The sequence below is a fragment of the Chitinilyticum aquatile DSM 21506 genome, assembly GCF_000430805.1.
GTDB classification, from domain to species: domain Bacteria; phylum Pseudomonadota; class Gammaproteobacteria; order Burkholderiales; family Chitinibacteraceae; genus Chitinilyticum; species Chitinilyticum aquatile.
The window spans coordinates 426,130-440,384 of the sequence record NZ_AUMS01000001.1; the positions used below are offsets into that span (position 1 = coordinate 426,130).

Consider the following 14,255-nt stretch of genomic DNA (forward strand, 5'->3'; position numbering starts at 1 on the left):
ATGATAGCTCCCCCAGCCTCCTTGCTCGAACCAGCCCTGCAGCACAGCACGTATCTCCAGCGCCTGTTCCGCTGCCACCCGCAACTGCAGGCGGATACCGAAGCCACGATCGATCAGCCGTTCAGCCGCGATGAAATGACTGCATTCCTCGCAAGCAGGCCCTGCCTGAGCGATGACGAACTGAAACTGCACCTGCGTCAGCTCCGGCAAGCCGTGATGGCGCGCCTCATTGCGCGTGAACTGGCCGGGCTGTCGAATCTGGATGAAGCCATGCACACGACGAGCGATCTGGCCGAAGTGGCCATTGCAGTCGCACTGGGCTGGCTGTCACAACCGGATGAACGGCATGGCGAACCAGTCGGAGAAGAGACAGGCACCACTCAGCAGCTGATCGTGGTCGGCATGGGCAAGCTGGGCGGGCGCGAGCTCAACGTTTCCAGCGACATCGACCTGATCTTTGTTTACCCCGAGGACGGCGAAACGACTGGCCCGCGCAAGATCAGCAACCATGAATTCTTCGCTCTGCAGGGCAAGCGGCTCATCAATCTGATCGGCGACGTCACCGATGAAGGTTTTGTCTTCCGGGTCGACATGCGCCTGCGCCCGTTCGGCGATTCGGGCCCGCTGGTGTGCTCTTTTGGCGCACTGGAGAACTACCTGCTCACGCAGGGTCGCGAGTGGGAACGCTATGCCTGGATCAAGGGACGCGCGCTGTCCGGCGACGCGGACGGCCTCTATGAACTGGTGCAGCCCTTCGTGTTCCGCAAGTATCTTGATTACGGTGCCTATCAGTCGATGCGCGACCTGCACAGCCAGATCCGGCGGGAAGTGCAGCGGCGCGACAAGCTCGACAACATCAAGCTGGGGCCCGGCGGCATCCGCGAAATCGAATTCATCGGCCAGGTGTTCCAGCTGATCCGCGGCGGGCGCAACAAGGCGCTGCGCCAGCGCGCGACACAGATCATCCTGCGCGAGCTTGGTGCACAAGGTACGCTGCCGGAAGAGGCCGTTGCCGATCTGGATGCTGCCTACGTGTTCCTGCGCAATCTGGAACACCGCATCATGTATCTTGATGATGCACAGACACAGATGCTGCCGGGCAATGAAGCCGACCAGGCCCGCATCGCCGCGAGCATGCGCTTTCCCGACTGGGCAAGCTTCCGGACCGCCCTCGACTATCATCGTGAAAAAGTGGCTCGCCACTTCGAGCAGGTGTTTGCCCATTCGCCGGTTGACGGCGGCAGCGAAGCGGCCGGCGATTTGCTCAGCCTGCAGGACGAAAGCGGTGGTGAACTGCTGCGAAACAAGGGGTATGGCGATGCAGACGAGGTACAGAGAAGGCTGCAGAGCTATACATCCAGCAACAAATACCTGCAGATGCCCGAGCGCTGCCGCCGGCGGATCGACGTCATCCTGCCAGCCCTCGTCAACACGGCTGCTGGCTATGACAACCCGGACACCACACTGCTGCGCGTACTGGATCTGATCGAAGCAGTGAGTCGGCGCGAATCGTATCTGGCACTGCTTGCCGAACACCCGCAGGCACTCAAGCGCCTGGCCGATCTCTACAGCGCCAGCGCCTGGGTATCGCAATACCTGACCCGCCACCCCATCCTGCTTGACGAATTGCTGGATGCCCGACTGCTCTACCAGGAGCCGGACTGGCCGCGCCTGGGGCTGCTGCTGCGCGAGGAAGTCCGCGATCTGGACGGCGATACCGAGGGCAAGATGGATTGCCTGCGCCATTTCCAGCACACGCAGATTTTCCGGCTGGTCGCGCAGGATATTGCCGGCATGCTCACGCTGGAGAAAGTATCCGATCACCTGTCCGACCTGGCCGACCTGATCCTGTCCGTCACGCTGGAAGAAGTCTGGCGCGAACTGCCCGGCAGGCACCGTGACGAGCCAGCCTTTGCGGTCATCGGCTATGGCAAGCTCGGCGGCAAGGAGCTGGGCTACGGTTCCGACCTGGACATCGTGTTTCTCTATGACGACGAGGATGCCAGCGCACAGGAAATTTACGCTCGCTACGCCAAGCGCATCGTGAACTGGCTGACATCGCTCACCTCGGCCGGCCAGCTTTACGACATTGACCTGCGTCTGCGCCCGAACGGCTCGTCCGGCCTGCTGGTTTCCACGCTGACGGCCTTCAGCGAATACCAGCACAAATCGGCCTGGGTATGGGAGCACCAGGCCATCAGCCGGGCACGCTATGCGGCGGGAGATCGCAAGATCGGAGAATGGTTCGAGGCATTCCGCCGCGACATTCTGGCCCTGCCGCGCGACCGGGCTTCGCTGCGCGATGAAGTACGCACCATGCGGGAGCGCATGCTGGAAACGCATCCAGCGCTGGAAACCGACGTCAAGCATGTGCGCGGCGGCATCGTTGACATCGAATTCATCGTGCAGTTCCTGATTCTGGCCCATGCCGGAGAGTGTCCGGCACTGACCGCCAACAGCGGCAATATTGCCCTGCTCGACGTCGCGGCACGGCACGGCTATATCCCGCCAACTGAAGCCGATGCCGCACGCCACGCCTACCGCGAATTGCGGCGCCTGCAGCATGCGGGACGCCTGAATGACAGCAAGCCCAATCCGGCCACGCTGGCGGCACTGCAAGACCATCTGGCCGCCGTCAGAACACTCTGGCGCGAACTGTTCGGCGCAGGCAGCTGAAGCAGTAAAAAGCCGGTGCAGAATGGCGGGTTCCCACCCTGCACCGGCTTTTCAGGTGAACGGATTCAGGCAGGCAGCGCGCTGGCGTGCCAGGCCTTTTCCAGGCAACCGTGTTCGAACAGCTCCGATTCAAGCTCCCGGTTGCGCTGCGGAAATGCCATGAAAGCGACCGCCTTGCTGCCAGCGGGGAAGTAGGCGCTGAGCAGCATGGTTTCGTGCTTGAGCATTTCCATCAGCGCCAGCACAAAACCAGGCGAAATATCAACGGCAAAATGGAACTCCTTGCGCCAGACTGCGCCGGTCTCAAGCCGCTCCGGATAACCCGGCGTGCACTCATCCCGTGAAGGCGTGCTGCTTGCATAGCCCTGCTGGGCCAGCAATTCACCCAGAGCTGCCGGAGCATCGGCCACTTCCAGTACGAAAGCAGCCATCGCCGGGCTCAGCTGCTGCAGATTGACATAAGCAGCGGTCTGCTTTTGCTGGCCGGCGGCAACGGCTCGCAGGCAGGCCGGGCAAGGATAGCTGACTGCAGCCAGATGCCAGTCTGTGTGGTCCTGGCTGTGCTCAAGTGCATGGCCGCAGCGGTAACGTGTCTGCATGGATAAGCCTCTCAATGGTATGCGCCTTTGTGTGTCGTGCTTGTTTTTATGTGTGATTACTATACCACTACACAAAATTACGTCGACATTACCATTTGTGATGCCAATCACTGCTCTCGTTACTGGGCTGCTGGCGCCGTTCCGGAAAAGGCGTAGCGATTACGCCCGCCATGCTTGGCGAGATACATTGCGGCATCCGCTTCCTTGAGCCAGGCATCGGGATCATGAATGCCAGCATGCAGCGGAGCTACCCCCACACTACCTCCCAGCGGCAGCAAAATCTCTTTGTAACGACATGGCGCTGCAAGACCCTGCAGGATTTTGGCCGCCAGCAGCTCAGCATGCTCCGGCTGCAATTGCCCCTCAACCAGCAGCACGAATTCATCACCACCCAGCCGGCTGACCAGATCTTCATGCCGCACAAGATGACGCAGACGATGCGCGACTTCGATCAGCACGGCGTCGCCGGCGTCATGCCCGTGCTGATCGTTGATTTCCTTGAAGTGATCCAGATCAATCAGAAACAGGGTTGCCCCGTCGTTGCGCCTTGCGCCATGGTCAAGCATACGGCGTAGCCTTGCCATCAGATGCAGGCGATTGGACAAGCCGGTCAGCGCATCGCGCAGCGCAAGCTTGCGCATGCGATCCGCTTTGGCATGCAGATGAGCCTCGCGTTCGGCTACCCGCTGCCGCACCACGCCGACCCGTTGCCGCAAGCGGGCCATCTGCAGGCTTGCCACCAGCAGAAAAACAAAGACGATGCCAAAATGCACCGGCATGGAAATCGCCCGCGCATCCGCCTCCCACCCGAAGCGGGCGGCATACAGCAGCCCTGGTGCGGCGAGCAGCACACAGAACAGCCATTGTGCCGGTGAGGTCGTCAGCAGCAGCAGCCACAGCCCAAGCACGGGCCAGAGCAAGGGCAGAATCGGCTGCGTTGCATGATTCAGTGCAGCCAGCAGCGCCGCAGCCCAGGGAATGGCGATCGCAACCAGCACCCGCTGCCCCCAGATCATCGCCACATAATGGCGGCCGTGCAGGCCGAATGCCAGAAGGCCGAACCAGGCTGCCAGCAGCAGGTACATGCCATAGACCAGGTGATGCTGATCTTTCGGGCCGAAAGCAAAATGCAGCGGCAGCATCAGGCAGGCAGCGGTCAGGCTGCACCAGGCGGCGATTTGCTGGTGGAGGAGATGCTGACGCCCTGGCTGGAGTACCGATGCGGGCTGCGCGGCATCGCCTGCTGCGGCGTTATCCCCCAAAGTCAGCACTGTGGCAGGAGAAAAGAACTGCGCCGAGCTGATCTGTCTGCGGAAGAATTTCATTGTTTTGCCTCCCCATATGCCTGCTCCGCCATTCTCCCATACTGTCGTGGCTGGCAAGGGCTAACCAGATCAACATTAAACCGCTTTCTTTTGCCTACGCGCAAATCCGGCGAACCGCGCGCGTCGCCTCTCAGGGTGGATACTCTCCGTGAACGCGGGGCGAAAAGATACCGAAGAGATTCTCGGGGTAAAATCGAACGTTGCACGACGCCAAACACCCAGATACCGCAATGACCATCCTGAACTGCGCCCCACTTGAATTCAGCCCGGAAGGCATCCCCTACTCCAGCCAGTTTGACGACATTTACCATTCGCGGGGCGGCGGGCTAGCCCAGGCGCGTGAGGTGTTCATGGCCGGCAATGGCCTGCCGCAGGCTTGGCAAGGCCGCACGCATTTCACCGTACTGGAAACAGGTTTTGGCCAGGGCCTGAGTTTTCTGGCCACCTGGCAGGCCTGGAAGGCCGATCCGGCGCGCAGCCAGCGCCTGCATTTCGTCTCCGTCGAACAATATCCGTTCAGGCGCGATGACCTGGCGCTGCTGCACGCGCACTATCCGGAAATTGCCGCTTTTTCCGCCGAACTGTGCGCCGCCTGGCCCTGGCTGACCGAGGGCATACACCGGATCGAACTGGCAGAAGGCCGGGTCATTCTCACACTGGTGCTCGGTAACGCATCGCAATGGCTGCCCGAACTGCAACTGGCCGCCGACGCCATTTATCTGGATGGCTTTGCTCCGGACAAGAACCCCGGGCTCTGGTGCCCGGCCATCTACCGGCAGTTGCGCCGCCTGGCGCACGATCAGACGACGCTAGCCACCTACACCGTCGCCGGTCATGTACGGCGCGGCCTGGCCGATGCCGGCTTTGCCGTAGAACGGATACAGGGGTTTGCCGGCAAGCGGCAGATGCTGCGCGGACAGAGTGCGCAGGGCCCTCGCTGGCGTAGCTCGCTGCGCCAGGAGGCCCCTGCGCGCAGCGCAGTCATCGTCGGTGCCGGCATGGCTGGCGCCAGCGCCGCCTGGCAACTCGCCCGGCGCGGCTGGGAAGTCAGTGTTCTGGAGGCGGGCGACACCATTGCCGGGGGCTCCTCGGGCAACCACGTCGGCCTGATGCACCCAACCTTCAGCCGTGATGACAATCTGCAGGCCCGGCTGACGCGTGCAGGCTGCGAACAGACGCTGCAGGCGCTGGCATTGCTGGAACATGCCGGTACTCCCGTCGCCCACGGCCGGCCGGGCCACCTGCAAATCGCCAAGACACCGGAGCAGGATGCCCTCTTTGCCGAGATTGCGGCTGAGCTGCAACTGCCGGGCGAGTTGGCGCACCATCTGGACCAGCAGACTGGGAGCCAGCTTTCCGGGCAAGGCATAAGTGCAGGTGGCTTGTTCTACAAAGCCTCCTGCTGGATACATCCACCCGGTTTATGTACCGCCCTGCTGCATCATCCTGGCATCACGGTGCACACGGGCTGCCGCGTTGCCGGCATGAAACGGGAAGATGGTGTCTGGCTGCTGAGCGGTGATGCGGGCGAAATTCTGACCCGCAGCGAGACCGTAATACTGGCCAATGCCACCGCAGCGGCGCAGCTCTGCCCGCAAGCCGGACTCCCACTCACTGACAGCCGGCGCGTGGTCACCCGCATCGCAGCCAGTCGCCTCGATGCGCCCGAATATGCACTGTCCGGCCCCGGCTATCTGACCCCCGGCTATCAAGGGCTGCGCTGCGCGGGTGCGGCAGAAGTCAGGGATGGCGATGTGGCCGCCGCCGCACGAAAAAACCTGCAGGAATTGCGCAAACTGCTGCCCAGAATCGTGCTGGACGATGACATGATCTACGACTGGCGCGACTGCTCCCGTCCCGCCTCACCAGACCGCCTGCCGCTGATCGGCCAGCTGCCAGCGCCGCACGCACAGACGGGGCCGGCGCACCAGCTCTGGCAACTGGCCCGCCTGCCCGGCCTGTATGGCGCGCTCGGCTTTGGCTCGCGCGGGCTGACCTGGGCCATTCTGGCCGGCGACCTGTTGGGCTGCCTGCTCAATGGCGAACCACTTCCGCTGGAAAGAAAACTGCTCGATGCCGTTGACCCGGGCCGCTTCGCCCTGCGGCAATTCAGAAAACAGGCATAGGTATACCTTCACAACTATTTAAAACCAAGATCTTTGCCTACATACCCAGGCTTGAGCACTACACAACAGCATGCGATTGCATAGCGATACGGTATAAGCTCGAAAAAGCCGGCCACCAGTCCTGCACAGCAGGTTTGTAGCGCGGGAAGAAGCCTGCAAACCAGCCTGGCTAGCCATGCAATGCCGCATAGATCTGCTCGGCCAGCGCCGCGTTGATACCTTCCACCTGCATCAGCTCTTCCACACCTGCTGCTTTCACGCCCTGGATGCCTCCAAAGCGGGTCAGCAGCTTTTGCCGGCGTTTGGGGCCAACGCCGGGAATGTCCTCAAGGCTCGAAGACACCCGGATTTTGGCACGGCGTGCACGGTGGCCGGTGATGGCAAAGCGGTGGGATTCATCGCGGATCTGCTGGATGAGATGCAGCCCAGGATGATGGGCCGGCAGGCGCACGCTGGCATGGCTTCCTTCGATGATCAGCTGCTCAAGCCCGGCCTTGCGCGTCTCGCCCTTGGCCACTCCCAGCAGTACCGGCTCGGCCAGCCCGATTTCCGCCATCACGGCCTCAGCTTGCGTGAGTTGACCCTTGCCACCGTCGATGAGGATCAGATCCGGTACAACGCCCTCGCCGGCGGCTATTTTGCTGTAGCGCCTTGTCAAGACCTGCTTCATCGCGGCGTAGTCATCGCCGGGAGTAATTGCATCGTCGCGCGCGGCTTCGCCCTCTTTCAGCGTGGCGATGTTATAGCGGCGATATTCCTTGGGCTGCATGTCGAAGCGGTCATACACCACGCAGGAGGCAACGGTGGCTTCGCCCATTGTGTGCGAAATATCGAAGCATTCGATGCGCCGCGTTTCCTCGGGCAGATTCAGCGCCTCGATCAGCGCGAACAAGCGTCCCTGCTGGGTTGCCGCCGCACTCTGCCGCTGGGCGATGGCGAGCCCGGCATTCTTGCTCGCCATTTCAAGCCAGATGCGGCGACCCCCTTTGGGGCTGGCGTTAATGATGACCTTGCGTCCGGCCTGTCCGGTCAGCGTCGCCGCAAGAATGGCTGCATCTGCCGGCTCCGGGCTGCAGAACAGCACGGGCGGAACGCTGCGATTCAGGTAGTGCTGGGCGATGAAGGCGGCAAGCGCTTCCGCCGCGCCGTAGCCTTCGGCGTGCGCGGGGAAGATATTCTTGTCACCGACATGCCGCCCGCCGCGCACCATGGCCAGGTTGACACACAGGAGGCCATCCTGCAGTACGCAGGCCAGAATGTCGGCATCCAGCTCGCTTCCCTTGCTTTCCACGAACTGTTTTTCCTGCACGCGGGCCAGTGCCGCGATCTGGTCGCGCACCGCTGCGGCCTCTTCGAATTTCCATTCCCCTGCCAGCGCCTGCATGCGGGCTTCCAGCCCGCTCAGCAGCTCACCGGTTTTGCCATTGAGAAACTGCACGGCATTCTGCACGTCGGCACGGTAATCCTCGCTTGATATCAGGCCGACACACGGCGCGGTGCAGCGCTTGATCTGGTGCAGCAGACAAGGTCGTGAACGGTTGCTGTATACGCTGTCCTCGCAGGTACGCAGCCGGAATACTTTCTGCAGCAGCTGGATGGACTCCTTCACCACATAGCCATTCGGATAGGGCCCGAAGTACTGATGCCGTTTGTCGAGTGCGCCGCGGTAATACGCCAGCCGGGGGAATTCATGGCCGGACAGCATGAGGTAGGGATAGCTCTTGTCGTCGCGGAACAGGATGTTGTAGCGCGGGCTGAGCGCCTTGATCAGATTGTTTTCCAGCAGCAGGGCTTCCGCTTCGCTGCGCACTACGGTGGTTTCCAGCCGTGCGACCTGCGACAGCATCAGGCGGATGCGGGGGCTCAGATCGCTTTTCTGGAAATAGCTGCCAACGCGTTTCTTCAGGCTGTTGGCCTTGCCGACATAGAGTACAGAGCCATCGGCAGCCAGATAACGGTATACGCCGGGCAGATCAGGCAGGTTGCGAACCTGCTCGAGCAGCTCGTCTGAAAATGGCGATGGGGAGGCGGACATGCGCAGGACCAGCACGGTAAAACGCCATTTTACCCGGGCTGGCAGCATGGCAAGCAGAAGAGTTGGGGGCGAAATAGGCTGCCCTTGGAATACGGGGCAATGTAATGCTTCACAACCAAATAAAAGCAAGGGTTACGGCGATATACCCATCAACCAATTGCAAAAAGCGACAGTGCAAAGACAATCAGGAATGCGCAACCCAGGCCAATCAGCCACGGCAAGCTGGGTAGGAATTCATCGCGCGGCATGGTATGCGGGGAGCGCAGAACCTGTCGGCGTCCCTTGCGCTGGTGCTTGGGCAGATCACCCGGCAAGGTTGCCATGCAGGTGAGCATTTCTTCGGCTGAATTGCGCCGCCGCTGCACAAGCAAGAGCAGTGCACAAAGCAGTACGGTTAGCAGCAATAAACACAACAGAAACAGGATCGGGGAATCCATGATCTCCGCAACCAAGGGGGAACTCATGGAAAAATAACAAACACGAAAGGACTAAGCAAGACAAATAGCGGGATTTGACGAGTTTTTACAAAAAATAACCTTTCTTTGCTGTCGCGATTTAGCACTGGTCTGGCGAGATGGCAATTTGGCAGGCAAGTAGCCGTCGTAAGGTGCCGCAAGTTTCACCAAACCCACTGCAGCAGTGCCAGGTGAAGGCCTCGCGCCATCCTTATCCATGATGTCCATGGAAAGCCAGAAGGAACAAAGCAGGTGATGAGTTCTGACTCTTCAAGCGGCGTCGGGGGCCTGGCGTTACCTGACCCTCATGTCGGCCGAGGAGCTGATGTCAAGATGCGGCAATTGCGCCGGCCAACAGCAATTCCCAGAAGAGGCCGGACAAGCCCTGCGCCCCTTACCAGGGTAATTCGCTGCCGTCGTACTTGAAAAACCGACCGCTATCCCAGTCCTGCAGACTGGCGATGACCGTGCGCATTCCTCTCACGCTACTGGCTGCATCAATCAGCGCCGCCGGGCCACCCATGTCGGTGCGTACCCAGCCCGGGTGCAGGAGCACCACGGTATGCCTGCCGGCGAGATCCACCGCCATGCTCTTGCCAATGGCGTTGAGCGCGGCCTTCGAAGCCCGATAGGCATAATCGCCGCCGGAGCCATTATCAGCCATACTGCCCATCAGGCTGCTCAGATGAGCGATGCGGGCACTGGACCTGAGCAGTGGCAACAGAACCTCGGTCAGGCGCAGCGGTGCCAGCACATTGACCGCCAGTACACGCTGAAATTCGGCGAGGTCACAATCGCCCAACTGCTGGTGGATGCCGCCATAAATGCCGGCATTATTGATCAGCAAATCAATACACTCGCCGGCAAGACTGGCAGGCAGGCGGTCAATGGCCGCCAGATCGCCCACGTCGAGCTCCAACTGTCGCAGCTGCTGCGGATACTGCTGCTGCAGCTCATCGAGCTGCGCAGCGGCATGACGGCGGGCAGCCAGCACCCGCCAGCCTTCCTGCAGATACTGCCGGGTGAACTCAAGTCCGAGCCCGCGGCTGGTTCCGGTAATGAAGACGGTGTTGTGTGTCATGTCTGCCGGGCTCCAGCTCAGGAGTGACGGCCGCCGCCGCCACGATTGCCACCGCCATTTCCGCCACGGTTGCCACCACCACCGCGATTGCCCCCGCCACGATTACCACCACCGCCACGGTTGCGGCCGGTACTGTCACCAAAATAGGCCCAGAGCGGCGTGTTTTCATTGCTCAGCGGTTGGGCGTCCGGGTCGCGCCGCCGATTGCCGTCCTGCTGACGGGAACCGGTACTTGCGGCGCCTGAGGTTGCCTGGCCTTGTGGCTTGCGCGGTTTCTGCTCGCGACGTTGCTGGCCATTACTGTTGCCCTGCTGCTCTTGCGCAGCACGCTCACGCGGCTGACCGTCCCGCTGGCCGGATTTGTTGCGTCGCCGCCGCTTGTTGCTGCGCACCTGCTGATCGCCGGTGTTTGGCTGCGTGGCAGTTGCCGTGCTTTCGCCTTCGGTGCTTATGGGTTCCTGCTTCTCGACTACACCGCTACCGCCCATCAGGGCGGCCACAGGCGCTGCCTTGCGGGTTCGCGCAGCGCGAGCGGGACGCTCTGCATCCGAACCGTTTCCGGTTTCTGCTGCCGCGGGCTTGCTGGACTGCGATCTGGCTCCCGCCGGCTTGTTGCGTGCCGGGCGAGACTGTGCGCTGCGCGGACCTCTCGCCTCGCGCGGTGCGCGCAAGGGTTCAGGGGCAACACTCAGATCGGCCTCGAAGCCTTCCAGCGTAAAACGCGGCAATTCGCGCTTGAGCAGTTTTTCGATATCGGCCAGCAGCTTGAATTCATCCACGCAGACCAGTGACAGGGCCTCGCCCTCGGAACCGGCACGGCCGGTACGGCCAATGCGGTGCACATAGTCTTCCGGCACATTGGGCAATTCGAAATTGATCACGTGGGGCAATTCGCTAATGTCGATGCCGCGCGCCGCGATGTCGGTTGCGACCAGTACCTGCAGCTCGCCCGACTTGAACTCGGACAATGCCTTGGTGCGGGCGTTCTGGCTCTTGTTGCCATGAATCGCCATGGCGGTGACACCAGATTTGTTGAGCTGCTCGGCAAGGCGGTTTGCGCCATGCTTGGTGCGCGTGAATACCAGCACCTGATGCCAATTATTGTCCTGGATCAGGCGGGTCAGCAGATCGCGCTTCTTGTCGCGATCAACGATATGCACACGCTGGGCCACCGTTTCGGCAGCAGCGTTGCGGCGAGCGACCTCGATGAGCACCGGCTGGTTCAGCAGCTTGTCGGCCAGCTCCTTGATCTCGTCGGAATAAGTGGCCGAGAACAGCAGATTCTGGCGTTGTACCGGCAACAGGGCCAGCACCTTCTTGATGTCATGAATGAAGCCCATGTCGAGCATGCGGTCAGCCTCATCCAGCACCAGAACTTCGACACCGGAGAGATCGAGCGTGCCTTGCTGGGCATGATCAAGCAGACGTCCCGGTGTCGCCACCAGAATGTCGACCCGCTTCTGCAGCTTCTTGATCTGCGGGTTGATCGCGACACCGCCGAACATCACCATCGATGGAATTTTCAGGTGTGCGCCGTAGGCCTGCACCGACTCTTCCACCTGGGCAGCAAGTTCGCGGGTTGGCGCCAGGATTAGCGCACGAATCTTGCCTTCGGCCTTGGCCGGGCGGGTACTGAGCAGCTGCAGCAGAGGCAGCGTGAAGCCGGCAGTTTTGCCGGTGCCGGTTTGTGCACCGGCGAGAATGTCTCCGCCGCCGAGTACAGCGGGGATGACCTGGGTCTGAATGGGGGTGGGCGTGGTATAGCCACGCTCCGTCACGGCACGGACGATTTCGTCCGACAGGCCGAGGGCGGCAAACGACATGCAAGCTCCGGAATGGCGTCATTGCATCTGCCGGCAGCCGTCGGGAGACGGCACCAGTCTGCGGCAGCGCGAATCAATCAAGAAAAGTGATTATCAAGTAACGCGCAGAGGGCGCGCCGGCCACCAAGACTGGGGGGTAGCCGCTCCGGCATTATAGGCGTGTCAAGCCGAAGTGGGAAACGATTATTCCATGACGCAGCAAAAATTCAGACACGGCAGCAAGCGATCTTCGCCTGTCATGTCAAAGGAGCTCCGCATCTCGGGCTTGCTCTGCCCGCTTCCGCCTGAGCGTCGCCAGACCCTCTTGCTCGTCGCAGCTCAGAGCAGGTGCGACACGACAACCCGAAGCCGAACTTTCCAGTGCTGCCTCGAGCACGGCCATCACTGCAACGGCTTCGAGCGGAGTAACGGGATTGCAGCTCTGCCCACGTACCGCTGCAGCCACGGCGGCATAGTATGCCGGATAATTGCCGCGCGGCAGCGTTATACCCCCAGCCCCGTCAGCCTCATGGCCAAATAGCTGATTGGCATTCAGATCGATACCCCAATCAGGACTCGCAGGCAGCAGGCCGTTTTTCAGCTGGCCTTCCTGTTCGTCCAGACCGTACTTGACCCAGCTGCCGGCTGTGCCATGGACCGCAAAACGCGGCACGCCACCGCTTACCAGCATGGAGGCGTGCAGCAGCACCGCCTTGTCGGGGTAATGCAACTGAACATGAGCCCAGTCCGGTGAAATGCCTTCCGGACGGGTAATGCGGATCGAGGCGCTCACAGACTGGGGCACACCGAACAGCAGCAGAGCCTGATCAATCAGGTGTGGACCCAGATCATGCCAGAGCCCGGCTCCCGGCCCATCCCCCTCCCGCCAGCGCGGCTGGACTAGCGGGCGGAAGCGGTTGAACTGGCTATCGAACTGCACTACATCGCCAAGCGTTCCCCGCTGCAACAAGGCTTGCAAAGCCAGAAAATCCGCATCCCAGCGCCGGTTCTGGAAGACAGAAAGAACACGCTGCCGCTGCTGTGCCAGTTCTGCCAGCGCCCTCGCCTCCGTCAGCGTCACCGTGAATGGCTTGTCCACCACCACATGCTTGCCAGCCCGCAAGGCGCTGGCAGCCATCGGGGCATGCAGATGATTCGGCGTAGCAATCACCACGAGGTCGATATCCGGATCATCCTGCACCTCTTCGAGAGCGGTTGCCACTCTCGCTGAAGGCAAGGCGGCATGAACTTCAGCGGGTTTGCTGCTCAGAACAGTGGTGACCTGGATCCCTGCCTCTGCGCGCAGCAAGGGCAGATGAAAAGTACGCCCGGCGTAACCAAAACCAAGTAAAGCGGTTCGAATCATGTCAGCACTTCCGAGGGTATATATGACAGTGAACAGACTATGCCACAGGCGTAGCACGCCGTGGGAAACGTACCGGCAATTGACAGCAGAACGCCCGTTCACTAAGCTACATGGAACGAATGTTCGCCACCCACAGTCAGCGGCAACACCAGACTGCGGCGCTTCTTACCCAACCTTTCACGTCAGGGTCCACGCATGGGCAACCCAAACCGCGATCACGAATACCTGGCCAAACTGCAGGATTATTTCGCCAGCTACCGCAGCATCCCGTCGTACGCCGTCATCGGCGAACTGCTTGGCATGGCATCCAAATCGGCCGTTTCAGCACTGGTCAAGCGACTCAGTCTCGCCGGTTATCTGGAGATGAGTCCAGACAAGCGCCTCGCCCCTACCAAGCGCTTTTTCGAGCGCGAACTGGCCGATTTCAATGTGCCGGCCGGCCTGCCCGCTGCCGCGAACGATGCGATGAGTGAATCGCTTTCGGTCGATGACTACCTGATTCCACGCCCTTCCAGCTCCATCCTTGTGCGGATCAAGGGCGATTCGATGATGGATGCAGGCATTTTCGATGGCGACATTGCCGTCATCGAGAAGCGGCATGCTGCCAATCTCGGAGATTATGTCCTTGCCATCGTCGACAACGAATACACATTGAAAGAACTGGGCCGGGACAAGCAGGGCTACCTGCTGATTCCGCACAATCCGGACTTCTCCCCCATTCGGCCGACGCACAGCCTGGAAATCTTCGGCGTGCTGACCGGTCTGATCAGAAAATACCGTTAACCGTTTT

The 14,255-nt window shown here is 61.1% G+C and carries 10 protein-coding genes; 3 read left to right on the forward strand and 7 right to left on the reverse strand.

The window, feature by feature from the left end; all coding sequences use genetic code 11:
- Window positions 1-2,676: a bifunctional [glutamate--ammonia ligase]-adenylyl-L-tyrosine phosphorylase/[glutamate--ammonia-ligase] adenylyltransferase gene (gene glnE, locus H559_RS0102070; protein ID WP_028451324.1), complete on the forward strand. Its 2,676-nt coding sequence runs from the start codon at window positions 1-3 to the stop codon at window positions 2,674-2,676.
- 65 nt (window positions 2,677-2,741) lie between these two features.
- On the opposite strand, the gene H559_RS0102075 is transcribed toward glnE, so the two are convergent.
- Both H559_RS0102075 and H559_RS23285 read right to left on the reverse strand, forming a co-directional pair.
- Window positions 2,742-3,275 carry a hypothetical protein gene (locus H559_RS0102075; RefSeq protein ID WP_028451325.1) on the reverse strand — a complete coding sequence of 178 codons (534 nt, stop codon included), beginning with the start codon at window positions 3,273-3,275 and terminating at the stop codon, window positions 2,742-2,744.
- Between the two features lie 119 nt (window positions 3,276-3,394).
- Window positions 3,395-4,600, reverse strand: a complete 1,206-nt coding sequence (locus tag H559_RS23285) for a GGDEF domain-containing protein (protein WP_028451326.1) — start codon at window positions 4,598-4,600, stop codon at window positions 3,395-3,397.
- A gap of 230 nt (window positions 4,601-4,830) precedes the next feature.
- Between H559_RS23285 and mnmC the strand changes: the two genes are divergently transcribed.
- On the forward strand, window positions 4,831-6,726 hold the full coding sequence (gene mnmC, locus H559_RS0102085; RefSeq protein WP_028451327.1) for a bifunctional tRNA (5-methylaminomethyl-2-thiouridine)(34)-methyltransferase MnmC2/FAD-dependent 5-carboxymethylaminomethyl-2-thiouridine(34) oxidoreductase MnmC1: 1,896 nt from the start codon (window positions 4,831-4,833) through the stop codon (window positions 6,724-6,726).
- A 169-nt stretch (window positions 6,727-6,895) separates the two neighbouring features.
- Here the strand turns inward: mnmC and uvrC are convergent, their stop codons facing one another.
- The 5 genes from uvrC to H559_RS18420 all read right to left on the reverse strand — a co-directional run bounded on the left by uvrC (window position 6,896) and on the right by H559_RS18420 (window position 13,465).
- The gene (gene uvrC, locus H559_RS0102090; protein WP_028451328.1) at window positions 6,896-8,761 is read right to left on the reverse strand and encodes an excinuclease ABC subunit UvrC; all 1,866 of its coding nucleotides are present in this window, start codon (window positions 8,759-8,761) and stop codon (window positions 6,896-6,898) included.
- A 149-nt stretch (window positions 8,762-8,910) separates the two neighbouring features.
- The gene (locus H559_RS0102095; protein ID WP_034639306.1) at window positions 8,911-9,213 is read right to left on the reverse strand and encodes a hypothetical protein; all 303 of its coding nucleotides are present in this window, start codon (window positions 9,211-9,213) and stop codon (window positions 8,911-8,913) included.
- Window positions 9,214-9,610: 397 nt separating this feature from the next.
- Window positions 9,611-10,297: an SDR family oxidoreductase gene (locus H559_RS0102100; RefSeq protein ID WP_028451330.1), complete on the reverse strand. Its 687-nt coding sequence runs from the start codon at window positions 10,295-10,297 to the stop codon at window positions 9,611-9,613.
- A gap of 17 nt (window positions 10,298-10,314) precedes the next feature.
- Window positions 10,315-12,120, reverse strand: a complete 1,806-nt coding sequence (locus H559_RS18415; protein WP_081412821.1) for a DEAD/DEAH box helicase — start codon at window positions 12,118-12,120, stop codon at window positions 10,315-10,317.
- 241 nt (window positions 12,121-12,361) lie between these two features.
- Complete coding sequence (locus H559_RS18420) at window positions 12,362-13,465, reverse strand: oxidoreductase (protein WP_051278817.1); 1,104 nt, start codon at window positions 13,463-13,465, stop codon at window positions 12,362-12,364.
- Window positions 13,466-13,660: 195 nt separating this feature from the next.
- Between H559_RS18420 and H559_RS0102115 the strand changes: the two genes are divergently transcribed.
- Window positions 13,661-14,248: a LexA family protein gene (locus tag H559_RS0102115; RefSeq protein ID WP_028451331.1), complete on the forward strand. Its 588-nt coding sequence runs from the start codon at window positions 13,661-13,663 to the stop codon at window positions 14,246-14,248.
- Window positions 14,249-14,255 lie beyond the last annotated feature (7 nt).